General features: G+C 37.5%; 10 protein-coding genes. 7 read left to right on the top strand and 3 right to left on the bottom strand.

Going from position 1 to position 16,948, the window contains the following annotated elements; translation table 11 throughout:
- Positions 1 to 216: 216 nt before the first annotated feature.
- Positions 217 to 1,401, bottom strand: a complete 1,185-nt coding sequence (locus KMW37_RS16275) for a Pycsar system effector family protein (protein WP_215225716.1) — start codon at positions 1,399 to 1,401, stop codon at positions 217 to 219.
- A gap of 53 nt (positions 1,402 to 1,454) precedes the next feature.
- Between KMW37_RS16275 and KMW37_RS16270 the strand changes: the two genes are divergently transcribed.
- Both KMW37_RS16270 and KMW37_RS16265 read left to right on the top strand, forming a co-directional pair.
- On the top strand, positions 1,455 to 2,312 hold the full coding sequence (locus tag KMW37_RS16270; RefSeq protein ID WP_215225715.1) for an SdiA-regulated domain-containing protein: 858 nt from the start codon (positions 1,455 to 1,457) through the stop codon (positions 2,310 to 2,312).
- Positions 2,313 to 2,317: 5 nt separating this feature from the next.
- Positions 2,318 to 5,968 (top strand): BamA/TamA family outer membrane protein, encoded by a 3,651-nt coding sequence (locus KMW37_RS16265; RefSeq protein WP_215225714.1) that lies wholly within the window; start codon positions 2,318 to 2,320, stop codon positions 5,966 to 5,968.
- Here KMW37_RS16265 and KMW37_RS16260 read toward each other — a convergent pair.
- Entirely contained in the window at positions 5,946 to 8,339 is a 2,394-nt protein-coding gene (locus tag KMW37_RS16260) for a GAF domain-containing protein (RefSeq protein WP_215225713.1), read from the bottom strand. The two genes, KMW37_RS16265 and KMW37_RS16260, sit on opposite strands and share 23 nt — an antisense overlap.
- Positions 8,340 to 8,574: 235 nt before the next feature.
- A complete protein-coding gene (locus KMW37_RS16255; RefSeq protein WP_215225712.1) occupies positions 8,575 to 11,367 on the bottom strand; it encodes a glycoside hydrolase family 2 TIM barrel-domain containing protein in 2,793 nt (930 codons plus the stop codon).
- Between the two features lie 264 nt (positions 11,368 to 11,631).
- On the opposite strand from KMW37_RS16255, the gene KMW37_RS16250 reads away from it, so the two are divergent.
- From KMW37_RS16250 to hmpA, 5 genes are all read left to right on the top strand, one after another.
- Positions 11,632 to 13,467: a hypothetical protein gene (locus KMW37_RS16250; protein ID WP_215225711.1), complete on the top strand. Its 1,836-nt coding sequence runs from the start codon at positions 11,632 to 11,634 to the stop codon at positions 13,465 to 13,467.
- A gap of 177 nt (positions 13,468 to 13,644) precedes the next feature.
- Positions 13,645 to 14,427 carry a GIY-YIG nuclease family protein gene (locus KMW37_RS16245; protein WP_246581535.1) on the top strand — a complete coding sequence of 261 codons (783 nt, stop codon included), beginning with the start codon at positions 13,645 to 13,647 and terminating at the stop codon, positions 14,425 to 14,427.
- A 103-nt stretch (positions 14,428 to 14,530) separates the two neighbouring features.
- Entirely contained in the window at positions 14,531 to 14,965 is a 435-nt protein-coding gene (locus KMW37_RS16240; RefSeq protein ID WP_215225709.1) for a hypothetical protein, read from the top strand.
- 248 nt (positions 14,966 to 15,213) lie between these two features.
- Positions 15,214 to 15,648 (top strand): RrF2 family transcriptional regulator, encoded by a 435-nt coding sequence (locus tag KMW37_RS16235; protein ID WP_215225708.1) that lies wholly within the window; start codon positions 15,214 to 15,216, stop codon positions 15,646 to 15,648.
- A gap of 70 nt (positions 15,649 to 15,718) precedes the next feature.
- The gene (gene hmpA / locus KMW37_RS16230) at positions 15,719 to 16,933 is read left to right on the top strand and encodes an NO-inducible flavohemoprotein (protein WP_215225707.1); all 1,215 of its coding nucleotides are present in this window, start codon (positions 15,719 to 15,721) and stop codon (positions 16,931 to 16,933) included.
- The last annotated feature ends 15 nt before the right edge of the window (positions 16,934 to 16,948 follow it).

Here is a 16,948-nt window from a genome sequence, read left to right as displayed (position 1 = left end):
TGTAACAACAAGGTGTGGAATAAAAAAGTCTGGACAATTTCTTCTCAAATTGTCCAGATCTTTTTTATTGATAGATAAATACTTTCTCTACTAATATAAATCAATATCAACAGCCTCGGTTTTCAGACTTCAAATCTGCTTGGCAGGTAGATAGGCTTCCGACCTCTTAAGCTAAACATACAAAGTTACTTACTTCATAAAGAATAATCTGATTACCTAATAACTATCCACAGGAAAGAAAACTGTCGCAATAGCAAAGGCCAGTATAGAAATAATAAAGCCAAACATAAACACAGTATAGCTTTTTCTAAGTAAAACATATTTCTTAGCCAGGACCTTGCCCAAATAGTAAATATCCCTGGTCATGCTGCCATAGAGGTAATCTGCATTTTGCAACATCTTCCCCATTCCATACTCATACTCTGCCAAAGTCATTTCATGAAAATTACCAAAGTAGAGAAGGTTGCCCTCTTTTTTGTCAATGGATTCCTTATTGACTTTTCCTGAAGTTACATTGGGTCTAGTCGCCAAAATGGCAAAAACCATTGTAACCAAACTCGTGGCCAACAGCATGGTTGTTGGAATGATATAATTAGGGTATTCCTCCAGCTTCCTTAGCAGTACTGAAACAATAATGGTAAGAATGATTGAATTAACAGAAATCATGATATTCGCCTTATTATCAGCGATGGAGGATAATTCCAAGTGATTCCTTGAGGTGGTTCTAAAAAGCGTTTCCACACCTCTTTCTGGACCTTTTTGCTTTTTCTTCTTTTTGTCCTTTTTTTCTTCTGACGCTTCTATTTTTCCTATCAACTGACTGATGTTTTTTTGTTTCGCCATCTGGCATTTCTCCTTACAATAATCAGTATGATACTGATGTTTGTTTAAAAAGATCAAATTGGAACGAAGCCAAGAATTTAGATCCATATCCAATAACTTTAGCTCGATCAATTCCTCCCTTAATTTCAAAGACCTCTCAAAATATTTATCATTTCCCAAATGGGACAGGTCAGCATCGCAAAGAATCTTTTCAATGAGATTGGAAGGACTTTGCGGCATTTGGGTGGAAAAGATACATGCCTGGACTTTTTCGATAAAGTCCCGATCTACGCCTTGATCTGTTAAAAATTCCTTTGCTATTTTAGCCCCTTCACTTTCATGGTTTTCCAATTTGGATCTCACCCAACATCCTGCATCATGAAACCAAGCAGCTACCATTAGCAGCAATTTTTCATCATCCGAGAGTGGGTAATGCGAACTGATCTCCTCGCTGGCCTTTACCACATCAATGGTATGCTCGAGGTTATGGTATTTGAAAAGCTTCTGGTTGCTGTCTTCATAAAGGGCCTTTACATAATTTTCTACTTTATGAAGCAAACTAATATTAACTTCTTCCATATTTATTAAATACTTAGAATGAACTAAATTTAACAGTATTATCTTAGTAAAACATGAATTCATTTAAGTTTATAGTCTTTTTATTTTTTGTGCTATTCAACTCTTGTGGCCTAAGGGAAAGGAGATTCTATGGAGAATATTCATCTCCAAAATCTTATGATTTGACCAATGCGGAAAAGTTAATTCTCCCAGAAGTATTGGATGAAGTATCAGGAATCACCATTGGAAAAAACGGCAATATTTGGGCCATCCAAGACGAATCATCGGTTGTATATGAGCTAAAATGGCCCGACAAGAAAATCCTGAGGAAAAGTAAGTTTGCTAAAAATATGGACCTGGAAGATATTCTTTTCACAGAAAATGGACTCTTTGGTTTAAAGAGCAATGGGGATATCTATGAGATTCTTGATGTATTTGAGGACAATACGAGTTCAATTTCCTATGATTTCCCATTCAAGGGAAATAGAGACTTAGAATCCCTTGCACAAATAAGTGAAAATCAAGTCATATTGTTCTGTAAATCATGTAAATTAGATAAGGACAAGAATGAGGCAAGTGCTTTTACTTTTGACCTTAGCACCAAAACTTACAATGAATTTAAGGACTATAAATTAACCGAGAAAAAATTACGTAAAGTCCTTAAAGAGGAACAGGATTTTAAATTAACGGTAAAACCCTCTGCAGCTGCCATGCATCCCATTGAAAACAAATTGTATGTGATTTCCTCCATAGGAAAATGGTTGCTGGTTATGGATAGATTTGGAGATCCAGAGGAAATTTACAGATTGGACCCAAGGCTTTTTAAACAGGCTGAAGGGATCACTTTTAATCAGCAGGGGGATATGTTTATTTCCAATGAAGCGCATGATGGAAATGCAAATATTCTAAAATTTAAATATCAGCCGGAATAATTATAATGAAAAACTCACTCCTCATTCTTCTTATTTTTCTGGGAGGACTCCTCCAAGCCCAAACACTGGAGAGAAGAATCATTCTTGTTGGCGATGCTGGTGAGCTGGATAATGGTCATCATCCTGTTATAGAATTGGTTAATCAATTGGTTGCAGAAGATACAAGCAGCAATCAAACCGATATCTTATTCTTGGGAGATAATATTTATCCTAAAGGCATGCCGGAAATCGGCGATCCTAATAGAATTCAAAGTGAGAATATATTGTCATTGCAGGCAGGCATGGCCGATAAAGTAAATGGAGAAGTCTATTTTCTTCCAGGCAATCATGATTGGGAAAAGGGACGGGAAGGCGGCCTTGCTGCAGTCTTAAGAGCCCAATCATTTATTGATTCCTTGAAAAAGGAAAACCTTTTTTGGATACCAAAGAATGGCTGCCCTGGTCCAGAAATGAGGGAAATAGGGGATAAAGCCATTGTGATCATAGCAGATAGCCAATGGTGGCTACACCCTAATGACAAGCCTGGTTTAGATGCTGACTGTGATTACAAAACTGGTCTTGAGGTCTTAGCGGCCATTGAGGATATGGTCAATGCCAATAAAGACAAGATCATTATTTTGGCCATGCACCATCCTCTTAAAACTTATGGAGAGCATAATGGTGCCTACAGCTGGAAAGACCATCTTTTTCCCTTTACGGCCATGAAGCCCAATTTATATATTCCGCTTCCTATTATTGGCTCCATATACCCACTTTATAGAACCTATTTAGGAAATATCCAGGATATACCGCATCCAAAATATCAGGAAATGATTGAGGGAATTTCCAAGATCATTAATAAACACCCAAAGGTAGTAGTCGTTGGAGGACATGAGCATGCATTGGAATATACACTTGATGAGGGCGTACACCATGTCGTCAGCGGAGCAGGCTCCAAAAGCACCCAACTCAGAAAAAACAATCCAAGTCTATTTGCAATGGAAACACAAGGTTTTGCTAGTCTGGACCTTTATAGCAATGGAAAATTAGACTTAAACTTTTATAACCTTGAAATTGGCTTAAACCCAGTATACCAGTCGGAAATTTTTAAAGGGATTCCTGTTGTAGGTGATTCACTCTTGAGCACAAAAAACACTTTTCCTGACTCTATCAAAGTAGCTATCAGTCAGCAGTATAAAGCAAGCAAGCAGCAAGAAAAATGGTACGGAACAAATTACAGAAAAGTATGGGGAGAAGAGGTTGAGTTCAGGGTCTTTGACATCACCAAGGAGAAGGGAGGAATGAAGATAGTCAAAAGGGGCGGTGGCATGCAAACCAAATCCTTAAGGCTCGAAGATTCCACGGGTAATCAGTATGTATTGAGGTCAGTAGAGAAATACCCAGCTGCTGCTATTCCCGAAGTTTTAAGAAAAACCGTTGCAAAAGATGTGGTGCAAGATCAAATTTCTGCCTCCAATCCATACGGAGCATTAATGATTCCGCCACTTGCCGATGCTTTAAAGGTTTACCACACCAATCCTGAAATGGTCTGGCTTCCAGATGATCCTGAATTAGGGATTTACCAAAAGGAATTCGGAAAGGCTGTTTATCTATATGAGGAAAGGGAAATAAACCCTAAAGACCTAGAAGATGAAGACTATAAGTTTTACAGCACGGAGAAAATGCTTAACAAACGCTTGGATGATCAGGACTATGAATTGGATCAAAAGGAAGTCCTAAGGGCGAGGTTATTGGATTTATATATTGGTGATTGGGACAGGCATGATGACCAATGGAGATGGATAGGAATTGAAAACAAGGAGGGAAGGAAATTTATTCCTGTACCTAGAGACCGGGATCAGGCATTTTTTGTTAATCAGGGAATACTACCCAAGATAGCCAGTAGAAAATGGATCATGCCAAAATTTCAAGGCTTTGATTACCAAATGAGGGATATCAATGGATTTATGTTTAACGGCAGGTATTTTGATCGATCCTTTTTAAATGATCTTGACCGTGAAGACTGGGAAGATGAGCTTGATCGCTTTCTTCAAAAGATCACCAGCCCTGTAATTGATCAGGCTGTAACACAAATACCATATGCCATTCAGACGCTGATTAGAGTAGAACCGGATGTTCCATCGATGCTGGATTTCCGAAAGTCTTGGATGAAGGAAGAAAGCTTAAAATATTATGACTTTATTTCTGAAAATGTAGATGTATACGGCACAAATAAGGATGAACTGTTCAAAATAAGACATGAACCGAACGGAAAGGTAGATGTAGAAATTAGAAAAATTTCCAAGAAAGGTAATTTAGAGCATAAATTCTTCAATAGAAAATTTGATCCGGAGGAAACCAAAGAGATAAGAATTTATGGACTCAATGGTGATGATCAATTTGAAATAACAGGAGAGGGCCCTGGAGAAATAAAGGTCCGGTTAATGAGCGGCCTCGGCCCTGATAAGATTATTGATGAGAGCCAACTTGATAAAAGGGCCAATATCATTTATCAGTGGAAAGGCCAGGCTGATAACCTAGAATTGGGCGCTTCGTCTAAAATCATTAGTTCCAAAAGCAGTTCTGTTTTTTCCTACGATAGAAAGGCTTTCAAATATGATCTACTGATGCCTTTAGCTTCCTTTGAATACAATGTTGATGATGGCATATTTTTAGGTGCAGGGGCTCTTTGGACCACACATGGATTTAGGAAAGACCCATATGCGGTCAAGCAAAGTATCAAGTCCAATATAGCAGTTAAAACAGGTGCTTTCAATATCTATTATGAAGGCCATGCGGTTAAACTTATCAAAAGCCTCGATCTGGAATGGAATGCTTCTTTCAAAACCCCAGATTATGTAAATAATTTCTTCGGTTATGGAAATGAAAAAAGTGAATTCCTAAAGGATGAATTTGGTCCACAGTATTATAGGGTCAGGTATAATCAAATCAACCTAAATACCTGGATCAGAAAAAATATTAATCAGAATATATACTTTAGAGTTGGGCCTCAATACCAAAGGGTCAGAATGGACGAAGATGATAATGCTGATAAATATATCAATTCAGAAGAGCAAACGGATATCGATATCACTGAATTAAACAAACTAAAGGAATATGCTGGATTCAATGCGCAGTTTATAATCGACCAGACAGATCATCCCAAATTGCCCAACAGAGGCATTAAATTCCTTCATGAATTTAACCTGAGTGCAGGTCTAACAGAAAGCAGCAATACCCTAAGCTCCATGAATACTGAAATAGCCCTTTTTTGGAGCCGCCTGATCCCTTCCCAAGTAACTTGGGCAACCAAATTCGGAACTGGGTTCAACTGGGGAAAATATGAGTTTTTCCAGGCCCAAAGTTTGGGTGGTCAAAATAACCTAAGAGGATACAGAAGAAGCCGTTTTCAGGGTCATTCCATAGTTTATAACAATACAGAAGCTAGGATAAGGCTTAATAATTTTACCACTAGACTATTCCCTGCAAGTATTGGACTTACGCTATTCCATGATATAGGTAGAGTATGGTATGAAGGTGAAAACTCTTCAAGATGGCACAATAGTTTTGGTGCTGGGCTTTGGTTAGCACCAATGAACATGATGGTAATATCAGGTACATTATCCATTGGCCAAGAAGAAGTACTGCCTACCTTTACCTTTGGTTATCAGTTTTAAGGCTGTCTTTGCCCTTGCGTTGGGAGATATCAGAATACAAAGGTTGACCTACATTCACCCTAATGGCTTTAAGTCCATTTACCCCTTGTAAATCTTCTAAATCCAAGTGTTCTACTTCAGTGCCCAGCAAACCTTTGATTTGCAGATATGCAATATAATCCATGTATTCCACCTCTTCTTTTGGCTGTGAATAAATAATAGCAATTTTGCCTGGTTGGGTAAGTCTTTCCTTGCTGTTTTTTATCAATGCCTTATCAATTCGTTTTTTCATGATTTCATAACGAATATTATAAGCACCTTCAACATCAAACTTTCTTTCATCCATTCTAAAACTTATGGATAGCGGAGAACTATGCACCAATAAAAGTTGGGTAGTTTCCAATGGAATAGGTAGCTTATCCTTCAAAGATTCACTTAGAAAAGCACTTTCACTCAAAGTAGTTAACTGCCATAATTTAAGACTTTTAAGATACACAGGATCGAACACTTTATCCCTAACCAGGGATTGGCCAATATAGATATTATAGTCAATGCCGTCCGTCTTATATTTCTCATAATAATGAGGGAACATTTGTTGGGCCTGAACCTGCGCTTTGTCTATATGCTGACTTAATGCACTATTAAGCATGGCCAAGCTTTGCTCAAAGGCACTCCTGTTTTCATATAATAAACCCACTTCCTGATTGATTTTAGAAAAGTAGGAATTGATCATTTCATCCAAACTTCGATGCACTATTTGAAGGTGCTTGAACAAAGGCTCCAGCTCATCTGAAAGAAAATAATTGATTTTGGATTCATCATCAGCCACCAAAATCAACTGGATATCTTCCAACATTTGCTGGATCTTAAAGCTCATTTTTTCCAATACAGGCAAATCATTCAATTCAATGGCCGCTTGAATAATCTTTTGGGCCATTTTTAATTGCTCTTGGAGATCTCTCTGGATGGTTTCTAGCCTTGTTGAGGAAGAATTTCTTATATCCACAGCCGCATATAGAGGGTAGACATCCTCAAAAACGACAGGCTGCAAATTACTGTTTTTACCATTCTCCAGATCAACGATCTTTTGGACTGCCACTTCATTGAACTTCCATTCAATGGCAGGTTGTATGGCTGTATAATTCTTTCTGATTACTTGTTGGACCTGATACTCAAACTGCTTCATGTTTTTCTGCATCGCAATGGCCAAAGGTTGATTAATATTTTTGAGCTTATCCAACATCAATGCATTTAAAACACCATCTTCTTCAGTGGCTATCTCCAGGACCCCCACCAATGTTCCATCATAATGCAAAGGAACAATAATGATTTCTTTGATCCCCATCTCCTGAATCTGGGAATAAGACGCTGGAGCCTCAGGACAAGTAGCAAAATCATTTAGAAAAACAGGATCTTTCACATTGGAAAGGAAAGAAACCACACTTTCATAACTGTGATCACAATCCATCATGCACAGATGTCTAATCAGAAAACTATTGGCAAGCCTTCTGTCCGAAATCAAGTATTTATTATCGAACTTTTGAAATGCAGCAACCCCCACCTTGATATTGGAAACTCCCAAAAGGCTTTTTACACTTTGGTCTACCACATCGATAAAGTTCTTCGATGAAAAGTCATTTTCTTCCAATAAGGCATTGCTCAACTCTGAAATGCTCTCCGTTCTGGTAAAATCCTTAAGTTGTAGTATAAGGAAACCCGAAAAGGTAAAATCCTCCAGAGGCAAAATCTTTTGCCATTTTTCCAAATCACGAATACATGGATTATTTCCAGAACAAGCTCTGAGGACTTCTTCCTTTGAAGGTAAAGTACTATTTGTAGTAACTTCAATAAACTCTGAATTGACTTCTGAGTAAAAATACTTGTTGAGTCCGGTGCTATCCACGACTTTATAGACCAAGCTGTCATCAGCTTTGATATCTAAGCCATAGAATTTATTCAGTATGATTTTATAGGCATGGATTAATTTTGAATAACGCATCTCTTCTTTCTTCTCTTCAATATTGGAAGCAGAAAAGGCATCTGGACATAAAAACTTCTCTTTAAACCCATCTGAGGCATAAACAATATCCATAGTAAATGGCAGCGACATCATATACATCTGCCTTTTAGAGTCAAGTGAAACCGGAAACACACTATTAATAATAAAGGCCAGTGCCTTTTTATCATTAATCAATTCTTCCTTATCTATGTTATGTTGAAGCAAAATAGGGTAGGACCTGGCCTCTTCTAACAGTCTTTTAAAGAAAAAACTATTAAGCTCATCCTTGTCTTCCGCTTTTTCCTCCCAAGTAGCGAACAAAGGCAAAAAGGAGAGTTCCCTTTGACTGGTCAAATAAGGGAAATTGTTATTCCAAGCTGTTTGTATATTCATAACATGTATTCAATAATAACTTATACCCATTTTTACCAAAAATGGTTCATTTATTATCTAATATTTGCGTTCAGATCTTAGACAACAAATCAGTCTAATCTTTTATTATTCAAATCATTACAAATGAAAAGCAACTGAATAACACCCTTCCCATAAAAGTAATAATGCCCAGCTATTTTGGGCCGGGCATTATATAAGTCGCTTGCATATTTAGCACTATAGTATATTACTAAAACTATTCTTTATTTTCAAAGTCAAACCATAAAACAATATCCATCTTTGCGTCTCCATGGTGCATTACATCATTCTCCTTTTGGGCTTGAGGCCCCATTTCTTGGGCACTGTGGAACTTGGTTCCAATAGCAGGGATAGTGTATAAGAAAGACAAATCACCTTTAGGAAAAGGAACCTTCAAATGCTGAGTAACAAAAGGGGAGTCCTCCGGACTAAATAACCTGAAAAATAAGCCAGCTGTTTCAGTAAATACCTTAATATTACCTTGCTTCAAGGCTAAGTTGTAAGCATATAAATTGGCATGATATCCCTTGAATTCAGGGTATTCCATCTTTCCATTAGAAAAGCCAGTGATGGTATTATTATACTCCTTTTGCCAAACGCCAAATTTGGGACCCCGCATCCTGTTTTTCCAAACCCTGTAAGGGCCATTGCCCAGCCACGAGATCCCTTTTACCTCTTCCTCGGGGAATGAAAAGTTAACTCCCAAAAACTCCACATTGGATAGCCTTTTGTCCGGAGCAGCCACTACAGCCTTCAACAAGCCATTTTTAAATACCGTCCACCGTATTCTTTTAGGATAAGATTCATAATGAGCTGTCAAAACAAAATTTCCTTCACCATCCAAATCATATTCCAACTTTTCCAATGGATTATTATCCTGTTGAATTGGGCCTGAAAGCTCAAAAATTTCATCCTTACTTTTTACTTGATTAAGCATTCCGGAGCTTTTGTCAAATTTATATTCAGATCCATTGACACTTATTTTTAGGATATTGCCGTCTTCTGAATAAACTACCTTATCAACACCTGCTTCATTTCTAGCTGAAATATTCCTCTCGGCAAATTCTTTTGCCTGGCCTATTGCCCAAGTCCAATAATGAAGTTCCTTACCCTTTGGATCTTTCACAGATATTTTGATCCAGTCTGCAGTAGAAAGTTCACTTGGGATATCCAGCTGTATCTTCTTGCTTTCTTCTGGTAAAATTTCAGGCAAAACCTGTGAACCAGAACTAATCAAATTTTGATTGTTCCAATTATCAAAGGACAATAATGACCATTCCAAATTATAACCTTTAAGGTTTGTATAGAGGTATCTATTCTCCAAAACCAGGTTCCCATCAAAATGCTCGTTTACCACCATAGGTTTTATTTGCACAGGAGACCAAATATCCTTTATGGTATAAAAACTACCTTCCTTCTCACGGTAAGGACCTACTATCCCATCTGGAGCATGATTGCCATCCGCATCTAAACTATCGGCCAAGTCGGTCCTAAGCACAGCTTCATCTGAAAATACCCAAAGAAACCCACCTGCTGCTGCTGGATTTGCCATATAATCATTCCAAAAATCTTCCAGTCCAGCACCATGGCCGCCATCATAAAGCCCATGTAGGAACTCTGTAGGCATAAAGATGTCCTGTCCATTGGACAATCGATGGATTCCTGCCCCGTAAACTGGATAATGAAAAGTATCCACTCCATTTCTTCGAAGCCATGGATAGATTACAGGCCTTTTTTGTATATCCATATAATGGAACCAAGGCTCATTTCTGAAATCCCAGCCTCCCTCATTTCCATGGTCCCAGAGAACTACAGATGGATGGTTTTCATCCCTGAGTACTGTCTCTCTAATCAGTTTTGGCCCCACAATAGTATCGTAGCCATCTTGCCAGCCAGTAACCTCATCAAGTACAAACATCCCCAAGGAATCACATAGATCAAGGAAGGCTTCATCTGGAGGGTAATGGCTCATCCTAACGGCATTCATATTCATTTCCTTCATTAGTTGAATATCCTCAAGATGGTTTTCCAAACTTAAGGCTCTGCCACTCTTGGGATGAAAGGAATGTCTATTGACACCTTTAAATACCACCTTGACATTATTTATATAAATACCATCTTTTTCCCGAAGCTCTACAGTACGGAAACCAATTCGCTCTACCTTGCTATATACAGCTTTGTTTTTGACCAATAATTGAAATTTGGCCTGGTACAATTTAGGGTGCTCAGGATTCCAATTCTGAATGCCTTCAAAGTTTCCTTTTATCCATCCTTCATCACCAGAAATAGGCTCATTAAGGCTAGCTATTAGTTTATCCTGGTCAAAAAGCTGCACTTCTACCTCGGCATCCTTTAAGCTTTTATTCAAAGTAATAAAGGATGCAAATTCTCCATCCTCTTTAGCATTGATGGCAATCCTGTCAAAGTGATACTTGGGAAGAACTTCTAAATAAACAGGCCTGAATATCCCACCAAAAATCCAAAAATCAGCTTGCCTTTCAGCCCTGTTGATAGACTCATTGGTGGAGTGTTTCGCGACTTTGACCTCAAGCAAATTCTTTTGACCATAGGTTAATAATTTACTAATATCATACCTAAACTCATAAAAAGCTCCTTGATGGATAGGACCAGCTAATTTACCATTTACCCTTACTTCCGTATCTGTCATCGATCCGCCAAAAACAATATTAATTACTTCACCTTTCCAGTCTTTGGGGACACTAAATTCATGTTTATAATAACCGACTTCCTTACCAAGTACCTTATCGGTTACATTATGGTCATGCCCATAGTTATAGGTTCCAAAACCATGCAATTCCCAATTGGAAGGTACAGGAATCTTGGACCATTCTCCGGACTTCCTACCATCCGATACCTTAAAGTCCCATTCCACGGCAGTGGCAGCATCTTTTCCTGAAAGATAAACACGCTGGTAATTGATATTTTGGGCAGATAAAGGAACTAATCCGCAGAACATGCAGATTAAAAAAATAATAATAGTCTTATGCATAATGATTCTTCTTTGGTGGTTTATTGGGTTAACATAAAGTTTTGAAATTACTTGAATTACAGTCTAAAAAAAATCCATTCATCACATAATATTCTACTTTAATAAATAGGCTGGAAGCCCAATCGGTATTGGAAAGAATCTAACCAACAGCTTAAGGCTGGGACAATTACATGATTTTTATCATATCTCCAACTGAATATTGCTCTGATTTTAAGCCATTAAAGGATTTAATTTTGTCAAGAGCAATCAAGTAAATCTTACAATATGTCACTTAGCAACAATATTCTATCCCATTCACTAGATATTCATAATTTTCATATTCCCGTTATGGGATTGGGCTTTACCATAGATACCCCACTAAAGGTAGGTCGATTTGGAATCAACAGTGTAGTTTCTATCATGGAAGATGACTTAATAGAATCTATGAGGAAAATCCATTGTAGGAAATCAGGTGAACCCTACATCCCCATTCGTGCTGAAGAAGCCGATTCTAGGGCAAAAAGGATCACTGCCTATTTGAATCTAATGCATAAATTGCTTGATGCGCAAATTGAAAAACTAAAGCAGCTTTCCTTTCAAAATGAAGAGAATGACCTGAACAGGTATTTTAAAATGCTACCTTCCTCTCATCCATATGCACAACTTTACCAGCAAATGCTGCATAGCAAAGGGTCTGAGAAGCTTGAATTGGAAAATATTCTGAAAGACTCAATAAAAGCAGGAAATATAGATGTTAATATAATGACAAAAGTAGATCGCCTAAGTTACGACAAAGAGGGCAATACACTTCCGAGAGAGTTTTCTGCTGCACTTTCAGCCTTGAGAGGCTTTGCCCAAAGTGATTTAAAGTCCAATGTGGTTTTCTCAGCGGGAATGAACCCTGCCTTATTCAGCTATTTGGAATCCTTTGAAGATTTCTTCCCAGATGTCAATGGGCATATAAACAAAGGGATTATATTAAAGGTAAGTGACTACCGCTCCGCCTTAATTCAAGGGAAATTCTTGGCAAAAAAAGGGCTTTGGGTCAAAGAGTTCAGGCTAGAATCAGGCCTTAATTGTGGTGGGCATGCTTTTGCAACTGATGGCCACTTGATGGGCCCTATTTTGGAGGAATTCAAAGAAAAACGGAGTGCCTTAAATGGAGAGTTATTTGACTTATGCCAACAGGTACTCAGCAGCAAGGGAAAAGTTGCTTTAGCCAGTAACACTAAAATTAAGATTACTGCACAGGGTGGGATTGGAACTGCTGAAGAAAACCAGTTACTATTGAAACATTATAATCTGGACAGTACAGGTTGGGGCAGTCCCTTTTTGATGGTGCCCGAAGCGACCAGTGTTGGTTCAGATACTATTCAACGAATTATCAAGGCCGACAAATCTGATTTCTTCCTAAGTCATGCATCTCCTTTGGGAGTACCATTTAATAATCTCCGCACCAGCACGGGAGAGGAGCAAAGGAAAGAAAGAATTGCCAAGGATAGACCTGGAAGTCCTTGCTATAAAAAAGTGCTTTCTTCAAATACGGAATTCACTGATATCCCAATATGTACTTCCTCCAGACAGTATCAAAACCTTAAACTGAAAGAAATTAAAAATAGCAGTTCTTCTGAGGAAGAATACCAAAGAGAAGCTGCCAAGATCACAGAAAAAGACTGCCTATGTGAGGGTTTGGCAGCCCCAGCAATATTATCCCATGGAGAACAGCCAGCTAGGAACCTGGATGCAGTGACGATATGTCCTGGCCCCAATTTGGCCTATTTCAAAGGTATCTTTAAGCTGCAGGAAATGGTAGATCATATTTATGGTAAGCATAAATTGACCATAGAACAGGATAGACCGTATTTCTTCATCAAGGAATTACAATTGTACATGGACTATTTCAAAAAAGAACTTGGTGAATACAATGCATCACCACTACCAAAATTGGCTTCCTATCTGAATAAGTTCAATAAAAACCTGCAATCAGGAATTCAATATTATAAATCCCTTTTGGGTACAACCATCAAGGAATCTGATGAGGCTATCGGTAAAATTAAGAGAGAATTGGAAAGTGCAGCAGATTATTTAAAGTCTCTTCAATCTGAACATATAACTTCTTGATTGTAATAGGGCTGAAAATTAATTTTAGCCCTTTATTTTTATGTTTACTTCATTATGTGTCCATTCTTAGATATTTTTAAGGGAGACATTTCTGCCAACAAAGTCATTTTGTAACAAAATCCTGAGGGAAGAGTTGGTAATGAAAGCCTTGAACATAAAAAAATGATTGTTGATCGATTGAAAAGCTTAATTAATGAGGTTCCTGATAATATTACTGGAGTTTATTATTTATGGAATGAAAGGGATAGGGTTATTTATATTGGTAAAAGCAAGAATATCAGGTCAAGACTATACCAACATTTTAGCAATAGCACCAATAAAGCCCAAAGGATGCAAAAGCAAACGGTAAAAATCACCTTTGAAAACCTAGGCAATGAATTAATAGCACTTTTACGAGAATCAGAGCAAATCAAAACATACCAGCCTATTTTTAACCGAGCGCAAAGAAGGGCCTTTTTTAATTGGGGGATTTTTAATGATATAGATGCCAATGGATATAATTCGCTATATCTGGATAAAATTGATAAATCAAAACAGGAATTGATGTCTTTTTCCAACAAATCAGAAGGCAAGGAGTTTTTATTTCGAATAACAGAAAAATACGGGCTTTGCCAAAAAATCAATGGCCTGTATCCAAGCCAATCATCCTGTTTCCAATATACACTCAAAATGTGTAAAGGAGCCTGTATTCAAGAAGAGGATCCCTTTACCTATAACAGAAGAGTAGATAGATTTATAAATGACAACTTCCTTCCCAAAGAAGATAAATTAATTGTTTTAGCTGGAAGAAAGCCAAAAGAAAGGGGTATAATACTTATAGAAAATGGAGTATATAAAGGTTACGGCTTTATAAGTGATCAGCCCCTTGGCAAGGATCTAAAGAAACATATTCAATCCAAGTCAGATAATAAGGAAACCCAAAGATTAATTCGTTCTTTCTTAAAAAAAGAAAAATTATAATGCAATTAATTCGGTTATTTTACCAGAATCATTATAAAACATGATATATATCATGTGATTAGGTCAAAATCTACTGTACATTGAATTATAAACTTAAGGAAAAATGAACCCATCTTACGTACATTTATTGATCAATGCAATTCCAGTTTTAGGCACATTATCCGGCTTGATTTTATTAGGATATGGCTTAGTAAAATCCTCAAGACGATACGATAGAGAATCCTATATGGTTTTTATGATCAGTGCCATAGCTACTATGCTCACCTATATCACTGGATTTTGGATTATGGATGCGATAAAGTCTCCCAGTAACGAGATGATGGAATCTATCCAATTACACAAGTACATCGCTCAGGGAGCCTTAACAAGTATGATAATCCTAGGTCTTACTTCTTTCTATGCCTATAGATTGTCAAGCAAAGGACACGCAGTCTCCAATACCCTTAACTATGTTCTGTTAGGCTTAGCCTTCGTTTCTTTGGCCATTACCTTATCTACTTCTATGCAAGGAATTAATATTCATTATCCAATCAACTAAGCGGCCCATTCAATTTTCATTGAACAACAAAGGTATTTCGCTCCTAGACATAATTTTATGTCCAAGACTGAAACTATTTTTAGAATAGCATATAAAGGATATCATGTCACAAACTCCCTGGAATTCAGATAGCAGATTAGGTTACTCTTCGCATAAAGCCTAGTTAGAATTTAGAGAAAAATTATTTAGGATAAATTTGTCCGAAATAAAAAAGCTCCTACATTTGTGCCAACCAAACTTAAATAAGCATGTTTTCCAAAGCCTGTGAATATGCCATTAGAGCAGTCCTTTACATTGCTACCCAATCCGAACAGGGTAGGAGGACATCCTTGAAAGATATTTCGAAGGAGATAGATTCACCTGAGGCTTTTACTGCTAAAATCCTCCAGCAATTATCCAAAAATAATGTTTTATTATCCATCAAAGGCCCCAATGGTGGCTTTGAAATTCCTGATGATACCATGGAGAGGGTAAAACTAATTGAAATCGTAAGAATCATTGACGGTGATCAATTATTTACTGGATGTGCCCTAGGATTAAAGGCCTGTAATGAGGATAAACCTTGCCCGCTTCACAATGAATTCCTTGGAATAAGAACCAATATCCATCAACTATTGGAAACCACTACGATAAAAAAATTAGTCAATGATTTAGAACTTGGTTTGACCTTCTTAAAGAGATAAAAAAAAATTACATTAATAAAGGATATAAAGATCCTTTATTCTTTTATTTACAACAATAATCAACAAAAAAATGGCTAGTGCTAAAACAATCGAGATTGTAAAATCTACCGCTCCAGTCCTAAAAGAGCATGGAGAAACCATCACCAAAGTTTTCTATCAAAACATCTTCTCAAAGCATCCTGAACTAAAGAATATCTTCAATATGACCCACCAGGCTAAGGGATCCCAGCCAAGGGTTTTGGCCAATGCCATATTCCAATACGCCACTTATATCGATCAATTGGATATGCTATCAGATGCAGTAAGCACTATTGCACATAAACACAGCTCTCTATCCATAACACCGGAAATGTACCCCATAGTAGGAGAGAACCTGTTACTGGCCATTAAAGAGGTATTGGGAGATGCTGCTACAGATGAGATCATCGACGCGTGGGCAGAAGCTTATGGGGATTTGGCGAAAATATTTATCCAAACCGAGGAAACAATATATCATACCCAAGAATCAAGATCAGGAGGTTTTAGAGGTAAAAAAACTTTCAAGGTAGTACAGAAAACAGTTGAGAGTAAAATCATTACTTCCTTTTGTCTACAGCCTGCTGATGGCAGTAAAGTACCTGACTTTATCCCCGGGCAATATATTGCACTAAGCGTAGAAATTCCTGGTGAAGAACACTTGCATACTAGAAATTACAGTTTGTCGGATTTACCTGGAAAGGATACCTTAAGAATTAGCGTCAAGAAAGAGCCAGGTAATCCTGCAGGAATTGTATCCAATTTTCTCCATTCAGATATTCAAGTTGGAGACACTTTAGAAATAGGTATGCCATCTGGCGAATTCACGCTTAAAGATAATGATAAGCCAGTAGTCCTAATTGCAGGAGGTGTAGGGATTACACCATTACTAAGCATGTACAAAACTTTAAATCAAGAAAACAAAGAAGTAGTACTATTTCAATGCGCCATTAATTCCGATGTACATGCATTTAGTAACGAAATTAAAGCGATCAGTACTGGGCATAGTAAATATAAAGTGATTTTTAGTGACCCGACTGCTGAAGATGAGCGAAACCAAAACTTCGATGATAAGGGTTTGCTGACTGCGGAAATGCTACAAGCTTCATGGCCAGATAAGCCAAGCGACGTATATTTCTGTGGCCCTAAACCTTTTATGATATACACATTACAATTATTGACGGAAATGGGAATTAACGAGGAAAATATTCATTATGAATTTTTCGGCCCAAGTGAGGAGTTAAGAACTGAAAGTCTACCAGTCTTATAATTTAAATTAAAGGAG

Origin of the sequence: Echinicola shivajiensis (genome assembly GCF_018642165.1) — a bacterium.
In the GTDB taxonomy this organism is placed as follows: Bacteria; Bacteroidota; Bacteroidia; order Cytophagales; family Cyclobacteriaceae; genus Echinicola; species Echinicola shivajiensis.
The sequence above is the reverse complement of the archived record's forward strand: the minus strand, read 5'-3'. Positions and strand labels throughout refer to the sequence as shown.